This window comes from Candidatus Neomarinimicrobiota bacterium, assembly GCA_018651745.1.
Classification (GTDB): domain Bacteria; phylum Fidelibacterota; class Marinisomatia; order Marinisomatales; family TCS55; genus JAAZYX01.
On the sequence record JABIDL010000041.1, the window covers coordinates 41,193 to 65,876 of the forward strand.

20 protein-coding genes are annotated in these 24,684 nt (G+C 38.7%); 7 read left to right on the forward strand and 13 right to left on the reverse strand.

What is annotated here, in order from left to right:
• Window positions 1-8: 8 nt before the first annotated feature.
• The gene (locus tag HOD97_08070) at window positions 9-941 is read right to left on the reverse strand and encodes a hypothetical protein (GenBank protein ID MBT4281553.1); all 933 of its coding nucleotides are present in this window, start codon (window positions 939-941) and stop codon (window positions 9-11) included.
• Window positions 942-1,161: 220 nt separating this feature from the next.
• On the opposite strand from HOD97_08070, the gene HOD97_08075 reads away from it, so the two are divergent.
• Both HOD97_08075 and HOD97_08080 read left to right on the forward strand, forming a co-directional pair.
• Window positions 1,162-3,252, forward strand: a complete 2,091-nt coding sequence (locus HOD97_08075; GenBank protein MBT4281554.1) for a hypothetical protein — start codon at window positions 1,162-1,164, stop codon at window positions 3,250-3,252.
• Window positions 3,249-6,932: a hypothetical protein gene (locus tag HOD97_08080; GenBank protein ID MBT4281555.1), complete on the forward strand. Its 3,684-nt coding sequence runs from the start codon at window positions 3,249-3,251 to the stop codon at window positions 6,930-6,932. Before HOD97_08075 ends, HOD97_08080 begins: the two co-directional genes overlap by 4 nt.
• A 2-nt stretch (window positions 6,933-6,934) precedes the next feature.
• Here HOD97_08080 and lpxK read toward each other — a convergent pair whose 3' ends face one another.
• From lpxK to HOD97_08105, 5 genes are read right to left on the reverse strand one after another with little or no spacing between them, the layout of a single operon-like run.
• Complete coding sequence (gene lpxK, locus HOD97_08085) at window positions 6,935-7,969, reverse strand: tetraacyldisaccharide 4'-kinase (protein MBT4281556.1); 1,035 nt, start codon at window positions 7,967-7,969, stop codon at window positions 6,935-6,937.
• Entirely contained in the window at window positions 7,950-8,603 is a 654-nt protein-coding gene (locus HOD97_08090; GenBank protein ID MBT4281557.1) for a DUF374 domain-containing protein, read from the reverse strand. The genes lpxK and HOD97_08090 overlap by 20 nt, the downstream gene beginning before the upstream one ends.
• Entirely contained in the window at window positions 8,600-9,724 is a 1,125-nt protein-coding gene (gene lpxB, locus HOD97_08095; GenBank protein MBT4281558.1) for a lipid-A-disaccharide synthase, read from the reverse strand. The genes HOD97_08090 and lpxB overlap by 4 nt, the downstream gene beginning before the upstream one ends.
• Window positions 9,725-9,746: 22 nt before the next feature.
• Entirely contained in the window at window positions 9,747-10,322 is a 576-nt protein-coding gene (locus HOD97_08100; protein ID MBT4281559.1) for an isoprenylcysteine carboxylmethyltransferase family protein, read from the reverse strand.
• Window positions 10,322-11,314 (reverse strand): Gfo/Idh/MocA family oxidoreductase, encoded by a 993-nt coding sequence (locus HOD97_08105; GenBank protein MBT4281560.1) that lies wholly within the window; start codon window positions 11,312-11,314, stop codon window positions 10,322-10,324. Before HOD97_08105 ends, HOD97_08100 begins: the two co-directional genes overlap by 1 nt.
• Before the next feature lie 166 nt (window positions 11,315-11,480).
• Between HOD97_08105 and HOD97_08110 the strand changes: the two genes are divergently transcribed.
• Window positions 11,481-12,065: a hypothetical protein gene (locus HOD97_08110; protein MBT4281561.1), complete on the forward strand. Its 585-nt coding sequence runs from the start codon at window positions 11,481-11,483 to the stop codon at window positions 12,063-12,065.
• Window positions 12,066-12,114: 49 nt separating this feature from the next.
• Here HOD97_08110 and HOD97_08115 read toward each other — a convergent pair whose 3' ends face one another.
• Genes HOD97_08115 through fabA form a run of 3 tightly spaced genes read right to left on the reverse strand, consistent with a single transcriptional unit; the run spans window position 12,115 to window position 14,278 of the window.
• Window positions 12,115-12,579 (reverse strand): hypothetical protein, encoded by a 465-nt coding sequence (locus HOD97_08115; protein ID MBT4281562.1) that lies wholly within the window; start codon window positions 12,577-12,579, stop codon window positions 12,115-12,117.
• A 21-nt stretch (window positions 12,580-12,600) separates the two neighbouring features.
• Window positions 12,601-13,698, reverse strand: a complete 1,098-nt coding sequence (gene ychF, locus HOD97_08120; GenBank protein ID MBT4281563.1) for a redox-regulated ATPase YchF — start codon at window positions 13,696-13,698, stop codon at window positions 12,601-12,603.
• A 34-nt stretch (window positions 13,699-13,732) separates the two neighbouring features.
• Window positions 13,733-14,278 carry a bifunctional 3-hydroxydecanoyl-ACP dehydratase/trans-2-decenoyl-ACP isomerase gene (gene fabA, locus HOD97_08125; GenBank protein ID MBT4281564.1) on the reverse strand — a complete coding sequence of 182 codons (546 nt, stop codon included), beginning with the start codon at window positions 14,276-14,278 and terminating at the stop codon, window positions 13,733-13,735.
• Window positions 14,279-14,389: 111 nt separating this feature from the next.
• Here fabA and HOD97_08130 point away from each other — a divergent pair, with 111 nt between their 5' ends.
• Together HOD97_08130 and HOD97_08135 are read left to right on the forward strand one after the other, a co-directional pair.
• Entirely contained in the window at window positions 14,390-15,172 is a 783-nt protein-coding gene (locus HOD97_08130; protein MBT4281565.1) for an SDR family oxidoreductase, read from the forward strand.
• A 171-nt stretch (window positions 15,173-15,343) separates the two neighbouring features.
• A complete protein-coding gene (locus HOD97_08135) occupies window positions 15,344-16,162 on the forward strand; it encodes a phosphatase PAP2 family protein (protein MBT4281566.1) in 819 nt (272 codons plus the stop codon).
• Here HOD97_08135 and HOD97_08140 read toward each other — a convergent pair.
• From HOD97_08140 to HOD97_08155, 4 genes are read right to left on the reverse strand one after another with little or no spacing between them, the layout of a single operon-like run.
• Window positions 16,159-16,539: a tetratricopeptide repeat protein gene (locus HOD97_08140; protein ID MBT4281567.1), complete on the reverse strand. Its 381-nt coding sequence runs from the start codon at window positions 16,537-16,539 to the stop codon at window positions 16,159-16,161. The two genes, HOD97_08135 and HOD97_08140, sit on opposite strands and share 4 nt — an antisense overlap.
• Before the next feature lie 59 nt (window positions 16,540-16,598).
• Complete coding sequence (locus HOD97_08145; protein ID MBT4281568.1) at window positions 16,599-17,867, reverse strand: MFS transporter; 1,269 nt, start codon at window positions 17,865-17,867, stop codon at window positions 16,599-16,601.
• Window positions 17,860-18,762, reverse strand: coding sequence for a DMT family transporter (locus HOD97_08150; GenBank protein ID MBT4281569.1), 903 nt, complete (start codon window positions 18,760-18,762; stop codon window positions 17,860-17,862). The genes HOD97_08145 and HOD97_08150 overlap by 8 nt, the downstream gene beginning before the upstream one ends.
• Before the next feature lie 14 nt (window positions 18,763-18,776).
• Window positions 18,777-19,334, reverse strand: coding sequence for a YqgE/AlgH family protein (locus HOD97_08155; GenBank protein MBT4281570.1), 558 nt, complete (start codon window positions 19,332-19,334; stop codon window positions 18,777-18,779).
• 133 nt (window positions 19,335-19,467) lie between these two features.
• On the opposite strand from HOD97_08155, the gene uvrA reads away from it, so the two are divergent.
• Together uvrA and HOD97_08165 are read left to right on the forward strand one after the other, a co-directional pair.
• Complete coding sequence (gene uvrA, locus HOD97_08160; GenBank protein ID MBT4281571.1) at window positions 19,468-22,320, forward strand: excinuclease ABC subunit UvrA; 2,853 nt, start codon at window positions 19,468-19,470, stop codon at window positions 22,318-22,320.
• Entirely contained in the window at window positions 22,317-24,641 is a 2,325-nt protein-coding gene (locus HOD97_08165; protein ID MBT4281572.1) for a transketolase, read from the forward strand. The genes uvrA and HOD97_08165 overlap by 4 nt, the downstream gene beginning before the upstream one ends.
• Window positions 24,642-24,684 lie beyond the last annotated feature (43 nt).

The following is a 24,684-nucleotide window of genomic DNA, read 5'->3' on the forward strand; positions in this document are numbered from 1 at the left end:
CCGAATATTTACAAACCAAAATAAACCATCGCCCTAATGGTCATACCTTGGATGGCAGATTTTGGAGAATCGTCAATTGGATAATGATCATTTAACACCCACCCGCTTTTGGCGATAGTGCCTTTATTAAATCCGGCGCTTATTCGTAGTCCCATTCTATCCAGGAATTGCCACTTTATGGCAACATAAGGTTGAAAATTGAAAAAAGTCCCCGTCAAATTTGTCATATTATGAGTCACGTTTATAGGTATTAAATATTGTCCCTGTAATGTATCAATGGCAGTTTGGATGTTTGATCCTGTTGTATCTACGGGATAATAAATAATGCCATTTGTTACTTCGCCATACATATTATTTGAAAACAGATTTCCCCATTCTGGATTGCCGGCAAATTGGTCAAACGATAAATTTACCCTTCCAATTCCCATTAGCGCCCCAGCTGTAACTTCTAGGTCACGATAAATAGGGACAACATATTCCATGGTAACAGCTCCTAATAAAAATGAAAAGCGAGCTCGGATGGAAGGTTTTGGGAATTCACTTTCATATGCGACTGCATAATCCCCGGTAGATCCCGGCGTAGGTGCTTGGTATCCGCTTACCGTATCGCGATTTACATAAAGATACACTTGGAAAATGTCCGAAATTTCAGCAGATCCCATTCCGGCGTATCCACCAAGTCTCCATCGCCCGGCTATGTGTGTAAATCCCTCTCCGCCATGTATTACGAATGGGGTTTTAAATTCATCAGGATTTAACCCCAAAGTTTTCAATTGATTACTTCCCGGGATTGAATCCAGTGTCATAAACATAGCGCTGTACCCGATTCCGCCTCCGTAAAATTCATCTACGGGGAACATATCTCCCTGCGCCTGTGCAGGATTTTGTAATAAAAAGACAGCGAATGCCGTCAGCAAAATTTTGGTGCGAATATCTGTCATGATAATAGAATGAAATAACAATTTAGAAAAATAGCCGTGAATATCAAACGTCTAATAATCAGATTTTATCCTATTTTGATCTACCTTGTTTGGCAGATCCTTTTAATTTGATTATTCCGAGGGGCCACTCTATATTTGCCGAGAATCTGAGGTAAGGGAATAGTAACAACGATGATATTTTCACCGTTAAAACCTCCCTTAAATATGGTATTGAGTAAACATGAATGGAATGAAGGGAATCGTTTGCGGTTGGATTTATCCAATTATCGTTTTCGTTGTGATGGTCTCACTAACGACAGCCGGTGATATGTACATTATTTCTGGATATGATTTGGACAAAGATGGATTCGGAGAATTCATCCTTATTGATCAAGGTGCAAATCCAACCGTCCGATATATTGAGCTTACGAAAAAGATGAACCACGTGAATTTATGGTCTAAATCCTTAGATGATTTTCCGTTCATTTTGAGCCATGTTGAAATGATTTCCAATAGTGATTCAACCACAACTTTTCTTGTATTAAGCGGCCCCAATTTGAACGTAAGATCTGATAATAAATTAATTTCCCTTGAGGGATTTCAATGGAAAGATTCCACATTTTCTGACCTTGGCGCGCCTCTTATCTCTGGGAAAAAGAAGGGCGATCGTCTTAGACTAGAGCACATTTCATATTCTTCAGAATTAAATCTCGTAGCCATTTCTGTGAATAGCCCCACCCGGGAAGTTTTGATTTATCAACCCGAATTATATTCCACAACTTTTGCATCAGTTGGGATTATCGATTCTCTTTTAATGAAAAACGGTCTCGGAAAAATAATGTGTGAATGGTTTGGCACTGAAAATAACCCCCTTTTAGCTGTATTTTCGTTGGAATCTGATTCTATTAGTGTGGATGTGTTTAATAACAATTCGCTGGACTATCCGGAATTCTCAGAAGTTTTTCCGATTCCAGAATTGTCCCTTTATCCCTTTTCAATCAAGGTGCGAGATTTGTCCGGAGATGGATTTAATGATATATTGTTACCGTTTACAAATGATGATATTTATTCAATTACAATTGAAGACTCTTCGCTGAAATTTTTCAAGACATACCTTAGCCAGTCAGGACTCTTTACGCTACCACCCACCGCGAATGAATCAGAAATCAATACATTTCTAGAAGCTCAAATCAACGCAGGCTTGATTGATTCAGATTTTTTAATGATTCTTGAGAGCGAATTTCCGGATTCTGTTTCTCTGGCATTTATAGACACTATATCTGTTGGTGACACAGTTTTAATTTCAGCGATGCCTGATTCATCATCAGGGTTTTACAGTTTTAGATGGACCCGTCACCAACCGGACTCCGCATATTTTGATCCCCATTCTGGTTCAATCCGGTGGATTCCTAGCGATGAAGATATTGGGCATCATATTTTTTCTTATTCATTTAAAATCCGCGTCAATGAATCACTTATTGAAGATGTTGATGAATTTGGGGATCGTCACCAAATAATTCCTGTATTGATTCCGGGCGACAGTACTTGGGGTTTGGTTGTTGTTGATTCAACCCAATGGTATCCGCCTCCCGTTATACATCCACCATTCAAGAAAAAAATATTTTCAATGGCCGTTCGAACGAATGAGTATGATTCTACTGCCTATACTTTCAAAGGTAAAGCATCTTACCAATTAGAGACCGAAGTGCTTCCGGGGCGAACAGGTTTACACCATTCCATTTCTACCAATATTGAATCCTTACCACGCGAAGATGAAATTTCATTTTCCCTTCGTTCGTCTTCAGCCGATACTATGCCCCAATTAAAGTTATCCGTTATTCACGATTTAAATTCAAATGTGCTTTCTGTAACACTTAATCCTGCATTAGATTCCATTCCTCAAACGTTTTATCCGGGAGATTGGGATCGAGACCTTTTAGGTTTTCCTGAATATTTGTTTCACGGGTTTGAGCAAGATTTAATTATGGATTCATTAGAAAATTCAATCGTTTTTCATGAAGGAGAATCTGCAATACAAACAGATTCTTTATCTCAATGGATTGAGGTTATTGGACCATCAAGACCAGACCATGTTGTAAGGATTTTATTTAATGCTGGCGACTTATATGAAATTAGAGGAACAGTTAGATTCCGAGATGATGGCTCTGCAACCACAATATCAGAATTCAGGTTTTCTGATGAATTTTATTCTACACATATAATAACAAATCTTATTCATTCGGATGATGATTTCACTAGAGCGATACCACTTCCATCGGTAAAATTGAAAAACAAAATTCCTGCATTAAATTCGGAAGTAATAAACCCATGATAAATGCCCGAAATATATCATCTTATCTTTTGCTAATGTTTTTTGTATCAGCGCAGGATTTGAAAATTACTTACATGGATGGAACCTATGATTTAGACGAGGATCAACTCCATGAATTTGTAACAATAGAAACAGGATTTGTAGAGGATGCCGCTGTTTCGGTTGTCCGTTATTATGAAATAGACGAAGAAGGCTACCAGCGTCTAAATTGGGAATTAGAAACGCCGCATGGCCTTCTTGGTAGTTTTGTGGGGGTAAAAGTTGGAGATTTGAATGGCGACGGCGTTCCTGAACTTGTAACTGTGTTAAACGTCTCTGATGTTGAAGAGGAAGAAATTCTTCAGCCGATTGTATTCTATTATTCCTGGGATAAAGATGGGTTTACAGAAAATCCGGGTGGAACATTTAATTTATCATCTGGGGAAAGGTTTTTGCGTTGCCACAATCTTGAATTGGTTAATGTGGATGGAGATTCAGATCAAGAATTAGCCGTTTCTCTTGGTAGCCCGGTTCGAGGAATTAAACTATTAGATATTTCTGATGACGGATCCATTCGAGAATTAAAAGCATTGAGCCCGGAAGGTTTGAAATCTGGGATTGGTTTTGTGTATGTAGCATCTGTTGATAATGACCGAGATGGGTTTGATGAATTATTAACATTCAGCCCGGAGGGAAGTATTTTGCGGGTTCAACCATTTTTTAATACAGGTGGCGAATTTTTATCCGGCGATCTCGTTGAGCAAGAAATCCAAGGAATAGATGGTTTTTTGCCCTTTAGAATTTCTAAGACTGATTGGGATGCTGATGGTTTTAACGATGTATTGTTGCCTTTCCAAAGTGGACATGTTGTAGCGTTAACACCTTCAATCGGAATGGTGTCGGTATCCACATTGCCTGTAGATGGAGGGCCAATGTCGGACATGAATATCACAGATTTTAATCACGATGGATTTAATGATATTTTGCTTGTGTCTGGAGAAATGAATATCCTTACTTTGGCGTATGGTACAAACGAAGGATTGATTAGTCCTGTAGAATATTTTACACTTGAAGCAGAACATGAAAACACTCAAGTATTTACATCACTACCTATAGAATTTCAGGGAGAATATTCTGGTTCCATTGTCGCCGCAGGCTGGGATGGAAGACAAACATCTGTATTTATTACTGACATTGGAAAAACCCCGGATATAGTTTCCCCTCCGCATAGCATTACAGAGTTAGATATTCGAGATCAGGAAGATATATTAAGTTTGTATCCAGAACTCAACCCGGATATAATTTTAGATTTTCCACGCACTCCCAAACCGCTTGAATCTGTGGGGCAACCTTTACCGGCAGGTGTGCTCCCGCGTCACGTGTTACCTGTAAACCAATCGTTTGCTTACACCCTGCCAGAGGATGAGGCCACCCGGTTTTTCAGTTTTCGGTGGCTTGAACCTCCACCACGCGGAATGTTTTTTCATTATGAGTCAAAATCAATTCGCTGGATTCCGGATGATTCCCAACTTGGGGCCTACCACATTTCTTATCATGTTGAAATGAAGGTGGGAGAAAATGTAAAGTTAGAAACCTCAAAAAACGACACTCTCTTAACCTATCAAATGATACCGGATTTAGAAGGATATGATGAGAAACTTTGGGTTTATGTAAACGATTTACCAGCCTTTTTGAGCGAACCTTCTCGGACAGAATTTATAGCTAATTCCGAGTTTATTTATAAACCGCTCATTTTGGATAGAAATAGTGATGCCGATTTGCGCTATGAATTAGAAGTAAAACCGGAAGGAATGCTAATTGATGGAACCAATACCATCCGATGGAAAACTGATAGTACACACGTAGATGTATATGATGTCAGAATTATAGTATCGGACGGTTTTGATAGAGCTCTTCAAGAATTTCGTTTATTTGCCAGAGCGGGAATAAAAATCCTTTCTCAATCTGAAATTGAAATCCAAGTTGAAAAACCCTATACCTACAAAGTGGAAGTATGGCGTCCCGATTTAAAATATCAAGTTGGTTATGAATTGATTGACCATCCGGAAGGAATGATAATATCCGAAGAAGGAATGATTGCTTGGACGCCCTCTGTGTCCCAAATTGATACACAATCATATTTTATAGTTGCCAATCATGGTATGGCAAGAGATACGCAGTGGGTAAACCTATTTGTGAACCACCCACCGATTGTTGAAGAAGCCCCCCCCCTTATGAATGTGGTTAATTTGGGCGAAGATTTTGATTTTGAAATAATGGCTCAAGATCCAAACGCAAATGATAAACTTATTTTTACTGCTGTAGAAATGCCGGAAGGAATGCGAATGGATCCATATACAGCACGAATCCACTGGGAGCCTAATTCCGATAATATTGACTTTTCCCATTTGAAAATTGAAATCACCGATGGTCGTGAGACGAAAATTGTAGAGTCAGACTTTTTTGTGAATGCCCCAATCCGAATTGTTTCGCTACCTCCTATGGTTGGGTCAATGGATTCACCTTTTGAGTATCCAATTCTTATATCCGACCAAAACCGCGGTGCTTTGTTGCCATACTTGAATCCGATTCGTATTGATGATGTGGATCGCGTTAGGATTTATTCTGTCAATATATCTGATGATATTTACCGGGAGAATATTGATCGCTATATTCGAGATTGGGAGACAGCAGAAGCAGTGTATCTAATTGATCCTGAGAGTTTGGGCGAAGAAAATTTTGCAAGACTTAATCTTAAAAAATATGTTCCTTCTATATTTTATGAGGACGATCGCCTAATCGTTATTATTGAAGCTCTTGACAAAAGAACGGTTTCGATTAAGGATATGCTATGGGAATTTTTTCAAGGGAGCAAGGGAGTACCGCCTCGCGTTATGGTTGAACGTATGAGCCCTTATAGATATTCCCTTTTAGATTTTCCGGATGGAATGGTTGTAGATGAATATTCAGGATCGATACGATGGACACCTGGAAAAAATCAGTTTGATATCCATCCTGTAAAAATCATTGTATCCGATGGCTATACAAGGGATGAGCAAATGTTTGATGTTTATATCAATTACCCTCCAATTATTGTATCCAATTCTCCGGTAGGTGGGATGGTGGAAGAAGTATTTAAATATCAAATTCGTGTGGAAGATAAAAACTCTGATGCTGAGTTAAAATATTCGCTACTAAAGGGCCCCCAAGGGATGCAGATCAGCGAACAGGGCAAAATTGTGTGGATACCCAAAACCGCCCAGATAAATAATAACTACTTTACCGTAAAGGTAGAAGATGGTTACACAGAAGATATCCAGGAAAACAAATTATTCATTAATATTAATCCAACTATTATTTCAACGCCAAAGCCCGTTGCGCTCACTGGTCACGAATATCGCTATCGGATTATGGCTGAAGATTTAAATAGTGATAAAATCCAATTTCGCGCAATTAAACTTCCAAAATATTCAACATTTAACAGAAAAACCGGTCTTTTTAGATGGAAACCTCGAGCCCGTCAACGCGGCCCAAATGACATTATTATTACGGCCATTGATGAGCGAGGAGCTACAACAGTGCACGAAGTCCAAGTTCATGTCTTTGAAGATCCAAGCGCCCGGCAAATGGTTAATCGTGGGTGGCCGCTGTTGCTGACATTTGTTGGTGTTATGTTTGCTTGGGGAATGGCTCAGATTTAACGCTAATTAAGCGTCAGCATTTTTAATAGCTGATTACGCCCATCAACGTCTGGTTGAAATTTGATGGGAACTGCAAAAATTTGAATATCGCTAGCTTTTAATTCGCTTAATTTAATTAAATCCTTTTCTGTAGTTAAAATATAATCAGCACCGGAATCCTCTGCGCAATTCTTTATTTCAATCAAATCATTATTGGTATAATTGTAATGATCTGGCTTGGTAAAATGACCGGACAATTGAGCGCCGATTTGAGTGAGCGTAGAATGGAAACTAACAGGATCACCTAGACCGGAAACGGCAAAAACTTTTTTTGTAGATATTTCATTAATTGATAGAGCTTCTCCAGCCATTCCTTTTAAGGTTTCTTGAGTTAAAATTGAACTATTAAAAATAGCTACAGATAAATTTGTTGGTAAAGATGGTTTTGCATTCCCCAAATTAGTTTTGGTTAGAAAAATAATATCAGCTCGTGTTAATTGATTGATAGGTTCTCGAAGCATTCCAAATGGAAGAAGTGTATGGTTTTTTTCATCCGACTGTGCATTTATTAACACTATATCTAAATCTCTCTCAATCGCCCGATGCTGAAACCCATCGTCTAAAATGATATAATCTGGATTAAAATGCTCAATTAAAAATTGCCCACCTCGAATTCTGTTTTCATCGGATACGATAGGAATTTGAGGAAGTTTTTTTGCAATTAGAACGGGTTCGTCGCCTCCTTCGCGCCACGATACAATTTCCCCCTTCCCATTCGAAACTAGTACAGTCCCTTTAGATTTTCTACCATATCCCCGACTTAAAACCGCCACACGCTTTCCGCTGTTTTGCAAAGTGCTGGCAATGTAGATAACGGTAGGGGTTTTTCCGGTACCACCAACAGATAAATTCCCAACACTAACAACGATGCAAGGCAATCGTTTTGAAACAAAAAATCCGACATTATAGAAAAAATTTCGCCAAAAGATCATGGCGCGATAAAAAAACGCTAATGGAATTAATAAAATTCCGAAAGATTTATGTTTTATGTATTGCAACTTTTTCTTCTGCTCTTTTTTCAAGAGCGTTTAGAGCTTCGGTCAATTTAATTTTACATAAATCAAACTCATCATCCTGATGAAATTCTAATGGCTCCCCGTAAATAGCTTCAATGGTACCAAATGGTTTTGTAACAAGAAAAGTATCCCAGTTTGTAAATCCCCATGTTTTAGTAGATCTTCCAGCCATTGGAACAATAACAGCTTCGGTTTTTTGTGCTGCGCGAATAGCCCCTGCTTTTGGAACTTTAGCAGGTCCTTTTGGCCCATCCGGTGTCATAGCAACAAGGTTCCCCGGCACGTTTAATACATTTAGTAATTCATTATAAACTTCATTTCCACGCTCTGTGCTGGATCCTCTTAACACCTGCCAACCTAGTTTTTCTGCAATTCTCGAAACGATTTCCGCATCGCCATGTGTACCTGCAATTCCATAATTATTTTGTCCGGATAATTGCATAAATGGCACGAGCAAGCAATTATGCCAACACGCCACAATAACGGATTTCCCACTGTTTAGCGCATCAGTATAAAAATGCTCACCTTCAATATTCCAGCGGTTGGTGTTGTACAGGAATTTTAATAAGGGTTTCCCTAAATAGGCCCCAAGCAAAAAAGTACATTTTTTTTTCATCGAGCCATGTTTGTTTTTGACAAAATTGCATCTGCAGCTCTTTGATATACTCCGGGCAACCCTAATGTTCGACGGACTTCTTCGTAATTTATGATCATAGTTTTCCGTTCTTGAGTTTTTGATAATAAAGGAAGTATCGCTTTAGTAAGATTTTTAGCCGTCATTTTTGATTGTAGAAATTCTGGCACAATTTGCCTATTTGCTATAAGGTTAACTATTGATACAAAGGGTACTTTTGATAACCGTTTTATAAATTGATATGATAGAGTTGATAGTTTATAAGAGACAACGACTGGCGTATCCAATACAGCGCATTCTAAAGTAACCGTCCCCGATGCTGCAACCGCCGCTGTTCCAAATTGAATAGCGGAAGGTGGATGTTCAGATTCAACCCGCACACCTGGTGGTAAGTTGTAAATTGTAACGCCGGGCGCTTTTCCTAGTATACATTGGAGCGAAGGCAATTCTTTTTTCAACATTTGATATGTTTCTAAAAATATCGGCAAATGATTTTCTATTTCTTGCTGTCTACTCCCGGGAAGTAAGGTAAGGATAGGATCTTGTTTCGTTAAAGAATGTTTGGAATAAAATTTTGCAGAATTGATATTGCTCATTGAGTCGTCAACAAATGGATGTCCCACAAAAAATGCAGGCACACCCCGATCCTCAAACCAATCTTGCTCAAAAGGGAAAATACATAAGGATTGATCAATGTACTTTTTTAGTATTTTCACACGCGATTCTTTCCACGCCCACATTTGAGGCATGATGAAATACGTAATTGGAGTTTTTAATCCTTGAACATTTTTTGCAAGACGCAGATTAAATCCGGGGTAATCAATTAAAATAATTCTATTTGGGTTTATTTCTTTGATTTTGTCAACGGTTTCACTCATAACCTTTGTAAAATATGGTAAATGTTTGACAACTTCTGTAAACCCCATGATCGCCAAATTATCCACATGTTCAAGAATTTTCATTCCTTCTTTTGCCATGCGATCACCACCATGCCCAACGAATTCAGCATTTGGATATTGGCGTTTTATTTCACGGATTAGATTGCTTCCGTGCAGATCCCCGGATGCCTCCCCAACAACTAGAAAATAGGTGAGTGAATTCATTTCCAGAACTCGCTTATCATTTTCAGGATAAATATGCTCTTAAAGCTATCAGCAATAGAATCAGAACAACGTTTTGTAAGGTCCTTTTTTCCGTAATTAGAGTTTGCCCAAGCGGAGATGGATCTCTCGGTTCTGCATCTTTCCAAGCTGTTAATCTAGGAAACAGTGCGTGAACGTTTTTCCTATATATATCATAAGGATCGCCAAAGAGATCGATCAACGTCTCTTCCTCGAGAGATACAATCAACGAATATTGTACGATAAAAAAAGTGAGCGTTACGCCCAGCATTACTAAAATATTTGGTGATCCGGCAATTAAAACAATTCCAGCAAACATCATCAAATTTCCAATGTAAAGAGGATTTCTCACTCGATTATATGGCCCCGATGTACATAAAAAAGGTGCTCCCACATTTCGTGTACGCGTTGCACCGCCAGCATGACTAACTGCCCAAATCCTAATTAATTCTCCAATCAAAAGCATTCCCACTCCGGGGACTATCTGTTCAATTTTTGGTTGAGAGAAATAGATGATAGTAAGAGCAATAGGGATTGGAGTAAAACTTCTGTATTGAAAGAAAAATTGACGTATATCCATTAATGTAAATCCTCAATAATTAAATCATGAATTTGTGTGGCTACTTCTAATGCGGCACGTCCGGCGCTGCCGTCAACAATTGGTTTTTCGTTACCCCGAATTACGTTTGCAAAATTTTCCAGTTCCATTTTTAGAGCATCAATTTCTGCAATGGGTGGTTTTTCATATACAATTTGTTTATTTAAATCTGTTTCATCCAAAGGAACTGCCATCAACACCTCTAAGTCTTCGTTTTTAGCATCTTGCACCCTATATATTTCAGTCAGCCCAAGTAAAAAATCTATGGTTACATAAAAATCTTTCTGGAATACTTTTACCTTCCGGACTTTGTCTTTTGCAATTCTGCTGGATAACATACTTGCTACGGTACCATTTTCGAATCGAATCCTAGCATGGGCAATATCAACTGAATTTGTTATAATTGATAATCCGCTGGCAAGAATATTTTCCACCGGAGAGCGGACTAGGGATAAAATAATGTCAATATCGTGAATCATTAAATCCAACACCACAGGAACATCTGTGCCCCGAGTTGTATAAGGCGCCAAACGCTGCACCTCGATAAATTTTGGATTCAAATTGTACTTTTGAAGTGACAAAAGCGCAGGGTTTAACCGTTCTATATGTCCAACCTGAATGGATACTTTATTTTTGTCTGCAAGGGCAAGTAACATATCTGCTTCTTCAATTGACTGTGTAATCGGTTTTTCAATAAACACATGTTTTCCCGATTTGATACACTCCGCCGCAACCGCTGCGTGCGACAAGGTGGGAGTAACCACACAAAGACCATCTGCGCAATCGATAATTCCTGGAAGATCCGTAAATGCAGTAGTGCTGAATTTCTGCGCAATTTCATTGCATCTATGTTTGTTATTATCATAGACACCAATAAAATTAATATTGGATAGTTGGCTTAGATGTCGTGCGTGGTGCTGGCCCAAATGACCAACCCCAATAACGCCAATACTGATTGTGTTCGGATTCGGCATGATTTCAGGTTATAAGTTTCTAAAGTTACGCTTAATCTAGGGTAATAAATTAATCCCGAATTTCCTTGCATTTAGTGAGTAAATACTATCAATTTTCACCGAACAAATTCGAGGTATGTTCTTATCAAATCTTTAAAAAATAGTCTAACACTGGTTGAGACAACCGATGTCTGAAAATATACGATCTGGGATAGGATTCCTATTTCCCTTTGGTGGATTAATTGGGTTTGTATTATCTATTTTCGCCGAGCAATATGTTATTGGGATAATCTTTGTGGTCGTGGGAGTTTTAGGCTGGTTTATTTACATGGCAGTAATGAACACTCCCAATCCACCTGAAACTGGTAATATTATGATTTTATCCGGTGCTCTTATATCACTTGGGGTGTTCCTGACTTATGGATTATCAAAAAATATGTTTGGCGGGATAGAATTCAGACCCGAAGGTATTATCATGTCTCTAATCATTTTGTTTTTTACATTGTTATTTGGAATGGTATTTAAACGAACAATTCCATCTGAAAACACCGCACCTTCTTTAACAGACAAAGAAGCCGCTCTTGTTCGTAACGCTCTTGATGAAGACGATGCCGATAATACAAAGGTAATTATTGTAAAACAGGATGATGCAGAAAAGGGATCAGAAGAAACCAATGAGTGGGACTATCAAAACTATAATCCCTATATGTATGCTTATCCTCCCGAATACTATGATGATGAAAATTATGATTACGACGATTATGAAGAATAAATCTTTTTACTATAACAAATATTGAAAAGAGGTGGGTCGCCCGCCTTTTTTATTTTCTAAACGACTTTGTCATGCTCAAAACAATATGAGTGCTTCCAACAAAACTTTTATGTTGTACAAGAGTTGAACGAACAAAAAGAAAAAATGATAATGGGTATAAAATATGAAACCACCATTCCGATATCCTCCCCATAAAAAAAACACCATCAAGAATAACCATTATCATAAACACTATTGTTGTTAACATAGTTGGTGGATACAATGAACGCTTTAACCCAAGCATTTCTTTAATAAATTGATCGCCTAACTCTGGTTGCGACTCTGAATATTCTCGCACATTTACACCGGTACCAACAAAAAAGAACATTACAAGTGTTTGTCCAGCGAGAAAAACTAGGCTTACGAAAATGTCTAAAGTGATGTGTTGATGAGCCAAAAAGTGAAGATAATGATTCATTCCTATAGCAATCAGCCCAAACCCAGAAATCCCAAGTAAAATGTATGATAACACCATGAAAAACCACATACAATCAACTTAAACGTTAAAATGAAAAAAAATACAATCACCATCTTGAACTACATAATTTTTACCTTGTAGCTGAATCTGCCCCGCCTCTTTTACGGCTTTTTCCGATCCAAGTTGGTCTAATTTAGCATAGGGAAACACCTCGGCTTTTATAAATCCTCGTTCAAAATCAGTGTGAATTTCTGCTGCAGCTTTTGGGGCTGTGGTGTTGTTTTTTATTGTCCAAGATCTTACCTCTTCTGGACCACCTGTAAAAAAGGTCTCTAATCCAAGCAATCTAAAACCGGCGTGAATAAGTTTATTTAACCCTTGTTCGAATAAATTATATTCATTTAGAAATAGATGTTTTTCCTCTTCTTGTAAAGATGCAATTTCTTGTTCTAGAGCCCCACAAAGTCTAATGGAAAGATTATTTTCTTTACTCGCAAAATCAAAAAGCGACTGACAAAGAGGCCCTCGAGTTTCATGCATTATTTCATTCTCATCAACATTAGCCACATAAAGAATAGGTTTTTGGGTTAACAAATGAAGTGAATGAATAAGTGAAACATTGTCTTCGTCAACTGGGAAAGTCCGAGCCCTATGACCATTGTTACAATGAGAAAGAAGTGCATTCAAAATAACTAATTCTTTGTTGGATTTTTCATTGCTTCTTGCAGCTTTTTCTGTAACTCGGATTCGTTTATCAAGCGATTCTATATCAGCAATTAGCAATTCTGTCTCGATGAGTTCAGCGTCTCGAACCGGGTCTAGTGATCCTTCTACATGAACAGTATTGTCGTCTTCAAAGCACCTCACTACATGAATAATAGCTGCTACTTGTCTTATTTGACCTAAAAATTGATTTCCAAGCCCCTCTCCTCTACTGGCACCCCGAACCAACCCAGCGATATCTGTAAATTCTACTGTAGCGGGAGTTACCTTTTTTGGTCGATAAATTTCGCTTAATCGATTTAGTCTTGAATCCGGGAGAGGTACAACTCCTACATGCGGATCTATAGTACAAAATGGATAATTTTCTGCTGGGACAGATGATTGGGTTAATGCATTAAAAATAGTTGATTTACCAACATTTGGCAGTCCTATGATTCCGCAACGCAAAGACATGATCTAATAATTATTAAGAAAAAATATAAGTGAATTAAAACGGGTCAAGACCCGGATCCATACCGGTATCCCACACTAATTTTTCGAACAACCCAACTTGCAGATCTTTTGCAAAATATATTGCCTCGTCTTTTACGTGTAACACAGCATCCCCCCAAGCCATAAATGTCGGTTTTTGTATGAATTTTTTAATATCAATTTGGTAAGTAATTGTATCGTGGTATGGTCTCACCTGACCTTTAAATTTTACTTCTTTAACGCCAAGAGCGCGTCCCCTGCCTTTCCCGCCGGCCCAAGTAAGGAAAAAACCAACCAACTGCCAAAAGCCATCCAAACCGAGGCAACCCGGCATTACAGGGTCGTTTTTAAAATGACAATCAAAAAACCACTGTTTTGGATCAATATCTAATTCTGCAGTGATTTTGCCTTTACCATAATTTCCACCATCATTAGAAATGTGAGTAATTCGATCTATCATCAGCATTGGAGGTGTGGGGAGTTTCCCATTTTTTGATCCAAACATAGCTCCAGAGCCAATTTCAAAAAGATCTTTTTTGGTGTATGATGATTTTATGTTCATTTATTTCCTTTCACAAAGTGTAGAATTTACACAGCAGGTATGATTTTGGCGTTACTCTTTTGCAAGGACAAAAAGCATGACTAAATTATAGATTAATACAAGGAGGCATATATGTCAGATTGGGTACTAATTCTTGGATGTTCTACCGGGCACGGTGGCGCTACTGCAAAGCGACTTGCAGAAGATGGCTATGGAATCATAGGATTTCATTTTGATCGTGGAGACGTAAAAAAAGAAGCAGAAGCAGCGCGCGAAGCTATTGGAAAAATTAATGGTGGTAGAGTTCATTTTTGGAATACCAACGCAGCAGATTCAGATACGATGGACGAATACATTCCGAAGATTAAGGAAATCACCGGAGGCAAGCCCCTGAAGTTGATGCTACACTCTATCGCGTTTGGAACCACTACCAATTTTTTCGGTGAAAAACCAGTCACTCAAAAGCAAATGGATATGACCGTTCATATTATGGGGAACTCGATGTTATACTGGACGCAAAAATTGTTTGATGAAAAACTACTTGGGCAAGGATCTCGAGTTTTGGGATTAACCAGCGAGGGGAATTATGTTGCGATGGATGGGTATGGTCCAGTAAGTGTTGCAAAAGTAGCGATGGAGGCAATTATTAGACAAATTGGCTGGGAGCTGGGCGAGCACGGGATTACTGCCAATGCAGTTCAGGCGGGCGTAACGCCAACTCGCGCTTTAACTAAAATTACTCAGAATTGGGAAGCTTGGGTTGAAAATACAAAAAAGCGGAACCCCATGGGTCGCACGACAACTCCTGAGGATATTGCTAAAACTATATCAATGCTTCTACAGCCGGAAGCCAACTTTATTAACTGCTCCATTATATATTGTGATGGTGGCGAACACCGCTCGGGTTCTTTTTAAACTTTTGTACAAAAACCAAGAAAAAGTTTTGGATCAAGAGGCTGCGGAATTTAGGAATGAGTTAGATCGGCGAGAAAAAACCACTATTTAGAGGCGAGCATGTTGGTATTGTGCTTCCCATTTTTTGGAACGATGATTTATCCATAAATTAATCCGGATGCATAAAATCAAATGACATTCATCCAATATTTACAGCAAGTTGACTTCCCCTTTGTGGTGCACCTTATGCGCGGCATTACACATTTAGGCGATGAAGTATTTTATATTCTTGTATTGCCTATTGCATACTGGTGTTGGAGAAAGGATGCTGCAGTACCGCTTGCTTTATTATTGATTTCTACCCTTGTGTTAAATGTGGTACTTAAAGAATACTGGAGTATTTTGCGACCAAACGAGTCAATCCGATTAATTGAAGCAACGGGATTTAGTTTTCCTTCTGGGCACGCTCAAGCGCCGATGGTTTTGTGGGGCTATATTGCATGGATGACAAAATCTTACCGATGGCCTGCCCTAATTATTTTCCTTATTGGAATATCACGCGTATATCTTGGAGTTCATTTTATCCAGGATGTAATCGCAGGGTGGCTTATTGGATTTACAACGCTATATCTTGGAATTCAGATTCAAAAAAGGATTGAATTCCGTAAGATTCAATTTGAGCCAATTCCCATGGCATTAATATGTGGTTTTTTGGGCGTATTGATACCAACTGTATTCTATCATGAACTAACGGTAAAAGGTGGAGGGTTAATGGCAGGAGCTTTATCCGGTCTTTTTCTGGAAAAATCTTGGGGAAATTTTCGCATGTCGACGATTCTTTGGAAGCAGATTGCAAAAGCTATAATTGGGATGGCGGTAGCCGTGGTACTTTATTCCGGATTTAAATTTACCTTTCCGGCGACAGATTTATTCAATTGGGTAATGTTTTTATGTATTGGATTGTGGATCGGCCTAGGTGCGCCGTGGACTTTTTCGCGATTGCGTATTTAGGAATTCGAACCCGAATCCACAAGATCAGCCCGGCGTTTTACCAGTTGAACTAATTCGTGGTTCTCAACTGTAGGCAGAAGGTCAAAACATAATTCTGCCTCTGTAATTGCATAGTTCCACCACCCTTTTTTTGTGTACATAAGAGCAAGGTTATGGTGAGCTTGTGAAAGCAATGTTATTTCTTCGCGAGATAGATCTCTCGGATTTTCCGGATAAAGTCGGGCAGCTTCCCGATATTCAAGAATAGCCTCGTCCACCAATCCTTTTTGAGCGTACCAATTTCCAAGCTGAATATGTTGATAGGGATCATCTTTGCATGCGCTAAGCCAAAGCGCAGCAACAAAAATAAATATAAATCTGGGTTGAATGTTTTTCATACCTAAGTTGATCAAAGTTGGGGTTTTAGAGTTACAAAAGGCAAGAGAAAATTCATTTATTAGCTAATCATCGATATCGGAGCATCGGGGTGTGTATTTAGAGGTTCTTTTACATAAAATATCAAAAGACAAACTCCAAATCCAATGAAGACCACGATGGATGTAAAAATAACATCTGCGCCAACGATGGGTATAAAATATCCAGCAAGTACAATCGCTAAGATGGTGAAAGGCATAAGGAATGTGTCAATAATTGCCATATACATTTTTGAATCACGATTTCCCGCAAATTCGTAAACCATGTTCATTGCTGAGGGCATAAACCCTCCTTGTCCAATGCCAAGAAAAATAAAAATAGCATAAACTCCAAACATCGATTCTACAAAAAGAGCGGTCAGCGCTGCGAGCATGTATGAGATTAATGAAAAGGCAAGTGAAATTTTATGTCCAAATTTATCACCCACTTTTCCTGCTAAAAAGCTCGCTAGCCCGGATGTTACAACTGCAAGTATGGTAAAAATTCCGGCTTCACTAATGTTAAACCCAAATTTTTGCTGAGCATGAACAGCATACATGGACATTCCCGGGAAATGTGCAGTAATAAAAATTCTGCTTAAAAGATATCTTCGAAAATTTTTTTGGTGTATTAAAATAGATTGCGTTTGTTGCCAGAATTCCTGAATGGTAATATGAGATCGTTGTGTAGATGTTTCGCTTAAGTGATACCACAAAAAAAGTGAAGTTCCACCCGTTAGAGATAAAAACATTAAAAGCAGGCCCCACCCAAAATTATTTGGGAATGGGGCCGAACTGTTTAAAAGTATTTTCACAATGATTCCACCAACAAATCCTCCAACACTATTAAATGCGAATGAAATTCCTAGGAATCGCCCCCGCGTTTTTCTAGGATTTACATAAGAAATAAATTCTGTCCAAATGGGGATGATGAATCCTAATGCCAATCCATAAAGAATAAAGCAGGTATAATAAAATATCCAAGCATTTGAGCCAGAGGGCCCCAAGAATGCAAAGACAAATCCTGCAATAAAAATCGGCGGTAGAGCAAGAATGTGTGAACTAATAATTGCTTTTTTGTGCTTGCGGATATTTCTCCCTATCAAAGCAGATAAAAATTGAGGGATAGCGATCAGAATACTAAAAAGTCCTGCAACAGATATAACAATACTGTCCGGAGCCCCCAATGATTTTAAAAATAATGGCACAATGGCGTAAGTAGTATTGAAGGCAATTCCAAATCCCCAACTGAATTCGTGACCGCAGTTTAGTATTAGATTTGTTTTTAATTGTTTGGGTGAAAGATCAGTCAAGAGATTTTCGCGGTTCACGAGTCAATGTTATGATGGCTGTTAAAAGGAGTACCGCTCCTGCCAATTGTGCTGGGTCGAGCATCCTCCCTCGATAAAACCAATCAATAAATACAGCTGATAATGGCCAAAATAATTCATAAATGGTTGTATGTGATGCAGGGAGTTGTTTTAATCCGTAATAATAAATAAATAAAGCAACCGACCCCGTGGATATAACGATTAAAAATAATGTTTTCCAGTGATCCAGATTTAAGGAAAAAATATCCCCCGAACTTTGGGTAAAGCCAAAGATTGCTACTGTTAATATGGCAGTAAGTGTAAGCCTAAGTGCAGTAACGGTTGTAAAGGGTAAAGATGTTAATGCATGCTTTCCAAGGACTGTGGAACTCCCCCAACTAAAAGCTGCAAGAAGGGACAACAAGACAGCAATAAATGTTTTTTCATCTGTAAACACGATAGGCCCAATACCAAACGTAACAAGATACCCACCTAAAAAAGCAAGTGATGCAAGCAAGATGAATTGCTTTGTAAGTTTTTCTTTCAACACGACAGATGCTAATAAAATAGCAAAAATGGGCTGAAATTTTTGGAGAAGAACGACTACAGAAAGATCGATAAAATCCACATAACTTAATGCTTTGGTGTAAAAAAAAGTCCCCAAAACACCGCCACAAATACTAATCCATAAAATAGATCCCCAAGTTCGTTGGTTTAGTGATTTTATTTCATTCCAGCCACGAATTAAAAAAGGTAAAAACAAAAGAGCGCCGATTACATGTTCGCACATCACAATCAATAGCGAGGAAACATCAGACAAGTTTTGTCTGAGGATACCATCCAAACTCCAAAGGAAAGCGGCGAAAAGAATCGCGGCTGGCGGAAGATATTTTTTCATTATCCTATTTGGGATTATGCTACGCCGCCACGACCGGATATGTGAGACATGTCAATCCCAAAAGAATTTACAGCAGAATCCCACTGGTCGTTTACGGGTGTATTAAAAATATAATCGGATGTTGCGGATTGCAATAACCAGTCCCCATTTTCTATTTCGCGTTCTAGCTGATTGCTTGCCCAGCCGGCGTGCCCTAACATTAATTTGTAAAGGCTTGGTCCTTTTTTAATTGCTATGTCCTGAAGAATTTCTCTATTGCTCGTCATTGAAAAATCTTTAGAAAGTTTCACTGTTCCATCTGTTTGATAAGTTGTGGGGTGCAATACAATTCCTCTTTCAACCAATACTGGTCCGCCAAAAAATATCTTAGGAATCAATTGTAGAAAATCTTCTTCTTTGGTGAATAGATTTTCGAATAAATCTTGAATCTCGGGCCCTTCAAAAGGTTTATTAATTATCAACCCCATAGTGCCATCTTTATTATGTTCACAAATTAGAATTACAGATCGCCCAAAATAGGGATCCTGCATATGCGGCATGGATATGAGTAGGTGATTTTTTAATGTGCTCACTTCTAAATGTAGGTTAATACATAGATTACTTTCAATTCCATAAATACACTATAACAAAAAAAGTAAATCGCTTTTTGAATCCCTTTAACCAAAGAGTAAATTTACTGATGTCCAAATCGTATTTATTTAGGGAATGATGAAAAAATCAGGAAAAAATATTGTTATTAAGGGTGCCCGCCAGCACAATTTAAAAAATATTGATTTATCAATACCGCGCGATAAACTGGTTGTCATTACCGGTTTATCCGGCTCGGGCAAATCATCATTGGCTTTTGATACTATTTATGCCGAGGGGCAGAGGCGTTATGTAGAATCTCTATCATCCTACGCCCGTCAATTTTTGGGTCTTATGGAAAAACCGGACATGGATCACATAGAAGGCCTTTCTCCAGCTATTTCAATTGAACAGAAATCCACTCAACGAAACCCAAGGTCAACCGTAGGAACCGTAACAGAAATTCACGATTACTTAAGGCTTTTATTTGCACATATAGGAAAACCGAGTTGTTGGATATGTAAGCGCCCAATCCAAAGACAGACGGTCCAACAAATAGTTGATGGTGTTTGCAAGTTTCCCAAAGGAACGGGATTTAATATTTTAGCCCCGGTTGTGCGCGGGCGAAAAGGTGAACATAAAGGTGTATTTGAACAGGTGAGAAAAGAAGGCTTTTTACGAGTCAGGGTTGATGAAAAAATCAAAAAGTTGGAAAGTGCCATTAAGCTTGAAAAAAATAAAAAACATTCGATCGAAGTTGTCGTAGATCGCTTATCGCTGGAAGGCGATTATAAAGACCGCCTAATAGAATCGGTAGAATTGGCACTTAAAATTGGATCCGGTCTTATCATTATTCAAGAGCTCCCTAAAAAGGACCACCTATTTAGCGAACATTTTTCCTGTCCCCATTGCGAAGTATCAATGGAAGAATTATCGCCTAGAATGTTTTCTTTTAATTCGCCTTATGGTGCATGCACGCATTGTGATGGTTTGGGTGCTCATCGAGAAGTAGACCCGGAACTTGTAATCCCGGATAAATCTAAATCTATTATCCAAGGTGCAATAGCACCATTAGGAGAGCAACCGCGAGGGAATTGGTATGGAAGCATTTTGAAAAGTTTGTCAAAACATTATCAGTTTAACTTCACCACGCCGTGGATAAAGCTTGATAAAGATGTACGACATATGTTGTTGTATGGTACTGGAGACAATGTATTTAAAATGAAATATTCGTCCAAACGGTGGACTGGTACGTATAGCGGAGGTTGGGAAGGAGCTGTTCATAACCTCAATCGCCGGTATAATCAAACGCAATCTCATCATATTCAGGAATGGATTGAACAATTCATGAGCTTAAAATCTTGCCCCGAATGCGGCGGTTCTCGCTTGCGCCCGGAGAGCATGGCAGTATATGTTGGCAAGAAAAACTTAGGAGAAATTTCATCTTTATCTATTGTAAAAGCACAACAATATTTTTCTGAGCTTACCCTTTCAAAAACAGAACAAATCATAGCAACCCAGATTCTAAAAGAAGTTCAAAATAGATTAAAATTTCTTGTAAATGTTGGTTTGGAATATTTAACACTAGACAGAGCCGCCGCCACACTTTCTGGCGGAGAGGCTCAACGTATAAGATTGGCAACCCAAATTGGATCCCAATTGGTAGGTGTCCTTTATATTCTTGACGAACCATCCATAGGATTACATCCCAGGGATAATTCTAGGTTATTAAATACGCTTAAAGTTTTACGTGATTTGGGAAATTCAATTCTGGTCGTGGAACACGATAAGGAAACAATGGAAGAATCTGATGTGCTAATTGACCTTGGCCCAGGCGCAGGTGAGCATGGAGGCGAAATTGTATTTTCAGGGCCACCGCATAAAATCTTATCTTGCAAGAAATCAATTACTGGGAAATATTTATCCGGTAAAAAGTCGATTGATATACCGCCACAAAGGAGGAAAGGGAATGGGAAATCGCTAATCCTTAAAGGTGCTCGAGGCAACAATTTAAAAAAAATAACCGCATCGTTTCCACTTGGGAAAGTTATTGCAATTACCGGTGTTTCAGGGAGCGGAAAAAGCACATTAGTGAATGAAACTCTCTTCCCAGTATTAGCTCGGGAATTAAATCGCTCTCGGGCATATCCACTTCCTTATGATTCCATTGATGGATTGATGTATTTGGATAAAGTAATTGATATAGATCAAAAACCTATAGGCAGAACACCACGATCAAATCCTGCTACTTATACAGGTGTGTTTACTTTTATCCGCGACCTATTTTCTCAACTCCCAGACTCAAAAATACGTGGGTATAAGCCCGGTCGCTTCTCGTTTAATGTAAAAGGCGGTCGTTGTGAGTCTTGTTCGGGCGATGGAATTATAAAAATTGAGATGAATTTTTTACCAGATGTTTATGTAACCTGTGAAATTTGTAAGGGTGCACGATACAACAATAAAACTTTGGAAATTCGCTATAAGGGTAAAAATATAGCGGATGTGTTAAATATGTCAGTTGAAAAAGCATTAGATTTTTTTCAACATATTCCTCCTGTTAACAAAAAACTGACCACACTTAACGAGGTTGGGCTCGGTTATATTCGTCTTGGTCAACAGGCAACTACATTGTCCGGAGGCGAAGCACAACGTGTAAAACTTGCTACAGAATTATCTAAAGCCAGCCGAGATCGAACATTATATATTTTAGACGAACCTACAACCGGGCTGCACTTTGAAGATGTCAATATGCTTTTATCAGTACTTCAAAGACTTGTTGATAAGGGAAACTCTGTGATAGTTATTGAACATAACCTAGACGTTATCAAGTCTGCAGATTGGGTTATTGATTTGGGACCAGAGGGCGGCGATGCTGGAGGTGAAATTCTTTTTTCAGGAACACCGGAAAATATAGTTAAAGATAAACGTTCCTATACGGGACAGTTTTTGAATCCGATTATCAACATGAAAAAAGTGAATGGGAAATCATGAAAACGCCCAATGAGCTAAAGCGCGTGTTTCCGCATTGGGAAATCACAAAAGATCTTATTGATCAGTGTATTGATATTATGCTAAACCTTCGGCAAAGCGGGCATCCGGGAGGATCGAGATCTAAAGTGCATGGAATGGTCGTAACATTGCTTTCAGGCGCAATGAGGTGGGATATTCGTGATGCGGGCAAGCGATTTGGAGACAGATTTGTGCTAGTTGCAGGTCACGCAAACCCTGTTGTATATGCAACGCTTGCTGTATTAAATGAAGCAATGAGAATCAAGTTTTCACAAACTTTCAATCCAAAATATTCACATTTTAAAGGCAAAGAATATCAACTTGTTTGGGAAGATTTATTAACTCTTCGGAATAATAAAGGACTTCCCGGTCACGCCGAAATGGAAGGTAAAACTCTATTCTTTAAATTTAATACAGGACCAAGTGGTCATGGGTCGCCCCCAGCTGCCGGAGAAGCGCTAGCATTAAAATTTGCGAATGTCCCCGATATTAAAGTATTTGCATTTGAGGGTGAAGGTGGAATTACTACAGGAGCGACTCATGAGACGATCAACTCCGCATGGGGTTTGGGGCTTGGGAATTTAATTTATTTTTTAGATTGGAATGATTATGGAATTGACAAGCGTCCTTTTAGTTCAATTATGTACGGTACGCCGGAGGATTGGTTTGGCTCTCATGGCTGGCACGTCGAAGGTACGATGTATGGAGAAGATTGGGATTTGTTGACCCAAGCTTATTATAATTTATTGGTAGAAAATGCGAATCCTAATCAGCCAAAAATCCTTTATTCAAAAATGAGAAAAGGCAGAGGATATTATAAATATGATAATGAAAGTCATGGAGCAGCCCATAAGCGAAATTCAGAATTATTTTGGAAAACAAAAGAAGATTTTTCTCAAAAATATAATATTGAATTTAACAATTTTGGTAGAAGTGCGCCGGAATCGAAAGAAGCACAAATTGAAGAAGCACAATCCCTGTTCAAATCTGTTTTCTCTGTGCTGGAAACGAACCAGCCATTAGTGGATTATCTGGCGGACACTTTGGTTGAACTCGGTGAGTCTGTCCCTAATTCTATTGAGTCCTGTAAAATACAAGTTCAAGATTCTTTTCAGATTAAATCTATTATTGATGGCGAGAATCTGCCGGACGAATTATTTCTTAACCCTGGCGAAAAAAGTGCAAATCGCATTGGATTCTCAAAAGTTGCCAGTTATATCAACACGCGGGCAAATGAAAAAATCGGCCACCCGTTGGTTGTAGCTATGAGCGCAGATCTTGCTGATTCTACCAATATATCCGGATTTGCAAAAGGTTGGGGCTCTACAGAAGATTCCGGTTTTTTTGATCGGAATAAAAACCTAGATAGTCCGCTGATGCCACAAGGAATTACGGAATTTACTAATGCTGGAATGATGGCCGGTCTCGCTACCGTTAATTTTTCTAAGGATCCATATTCAAACTTTAATGGATTTTATGGAGCAATGAGCACGTACGGATCTTTTAGCTATTTAAAATACGGTCCGATTAGGCTTTTTAGCCAAATAGCTCAGGATTCTGATTTAAAAATTGGGAAATTGATTTGGGTTGTGAGCCATTCCGGGCCAGAAACCGCGGAAGACAGTCGAACTCATTTTGGTATTTTTGCTACAGGCGTTACACAACTTTTCCCCGATGGTCACATTATTAATATTCATCCATGGGAACACAATGAAGTTGCTCCGGCATTTGCAGCGGCCCTGGATACAGATGTGCCCATCATTGCAATCCACTTAACTCGACCGTCTATTGAAATTCCCAACAGAAAGGCTCTTGGGATGGCTTCATGTTTGACAGCCGCTAAGGGCGCTTATATAATTAGAGATTACGATATAAATAAAAAAAAGGAAGGCGTTGTAATTGTCCGCGGAACCAGTTCCACTAATTCTATTGTTAAGTTACTTCCACATATTGCTGAAAATGGCCCCAATGTTAAAATTGTTTCAGCTATATCGTGGGGACTTTTTCAAAGACAAACGGACTCATATAGAAAATCAATCATTTCAGAAAATGAATTGGCAGATTTGATGATTATAACAAATGGCGCAAAACGACTTATGCATAAATGGTCCACGAATAAAATGGTTGATGATTATTCTATAAGCTCCGATTGGGATAACCGTTGGCGAACAGGTGGATCTTTGAATGAAATAATATCGGAAGCACATTTAGATCCTAATAATATTCTAAAAGGGATAGAGCTTTTTGCTAAAAACAGACAAAAGCGTCTTTCGCAACTCATATCAGAGATTCCAAAGAGTTAATTAAAGTCTTTACTTGGTGCCCCCACGGATCATTTTGTATCTT

Coding starts and splice junctions, on each gene's coding strand:
- HOD97_08090 (MBT4281557.1), bottom strand. CDS start 8,603: ATGAAAAAAAAATGTACTTTTTTGCTTGGGGCCTATTTAGGGAAACCC.
- ychF (MBT4281563.1), bottom strand. CDS start 13,698: ATGTCTTTGCGTTGCGGAATCATAGGACTGCCAAATGTTGGTAAATCA.
- HOD97_08150 (MBT4281569.1), bottom strand. CDS start 18,762: ATGAAAAAATATCTTCCGCCAGCCGCGATTCTTTTCGCCGCTTTCCTT.
- lpxB (MBT4281558.1), bottom strand. CDS start 9,724: ATGAATTCACTCACCTATTTTCTAGTTGTTGGGGAGGCATCCGGGGAT.
- HOD97_08130 (MBT4281565.1), top strand. CDS start 14,390: ATGTCAGATTGGGTACTAATTCTTGGATGTTCTACCGGGCACGGTGGC.
- HOD97_08110 (MBT4281561.1), top strand. CDS start 11,481: ATGTCTGAAAATATACGATCTGGGATAGGATTCCTATTTCCCTTTGGT.
- HOD97_08075 (MBT4281554.1), top strand. CDS start 1,162: ATGAATGGAATGAAGGGAATCGTTTGCGGTTGGATTTATCCAATTATC.
- HOD97_08165 (MBT4281572.1), top strand. CDS start 22,317: ATGAAAACGCCCAATGAGCTAAAGCGCGTGTTTCCGCATTGGGAAATC.
- HOD97_08115 (MBT4281562.1), bottom strand. CDS start 12,579: ATGGTGTTATCATACATTTTACTTGGGATTTCTGGGTTTGGGCTGATT.
- HOD97_08080 (MBT4281555.1), top strand. CDS start 3,249: ATGATAAATGCCCGAAATATATCATCTTATCTTTTGCTAATGTTTTTT.
- HOD97_08135 (MBT4281566.1), top strand. CDS start 15,344: ATGACATTCATCCAATATTTACAGCAAGTTGACTTCCCCTTTGTGGTG.
- fabA (MBT4281564.1), bottom strand. CDS start 14,278: ATGAACATAAAATCATCATACACCAAAAAAGATCTTTTTGAAATTGGC.
- HOD97_08100 (MBT4281559.1), bottom strand. CDS start 10,322: ATGGATATACGTCAATTTTTCTTTCAATACAGAAGTTTTACTCCAATC.
- HOD97_08105 (MBT4281560.1), bottom strand. CDS start 11,314: ATGCCGAATCCGAACACAATCAGTATTGGCGTTATTGGGGTTGGTCAT.
- HOD97_08070 (MBT4281553.1), bottom strand. CDS start 941: ATGACAGATATTCGCACCAAAATTTTGCTGACGGCATTCGCTGTCTTT.
- HOD97_08140 (MBT4281567.1), bottom strand. CDS start 16,539: ATGAAAAACATTCAACCCAGATTTATATTTATTTTTGTTGCTGCGCTT.
- uvrA (MBT4281571.1), top strand. CDS start 19,468: ATGATGAAAAAATCAGGAAAAAATATTGTTATTAAGGGTGCCCGCCAG.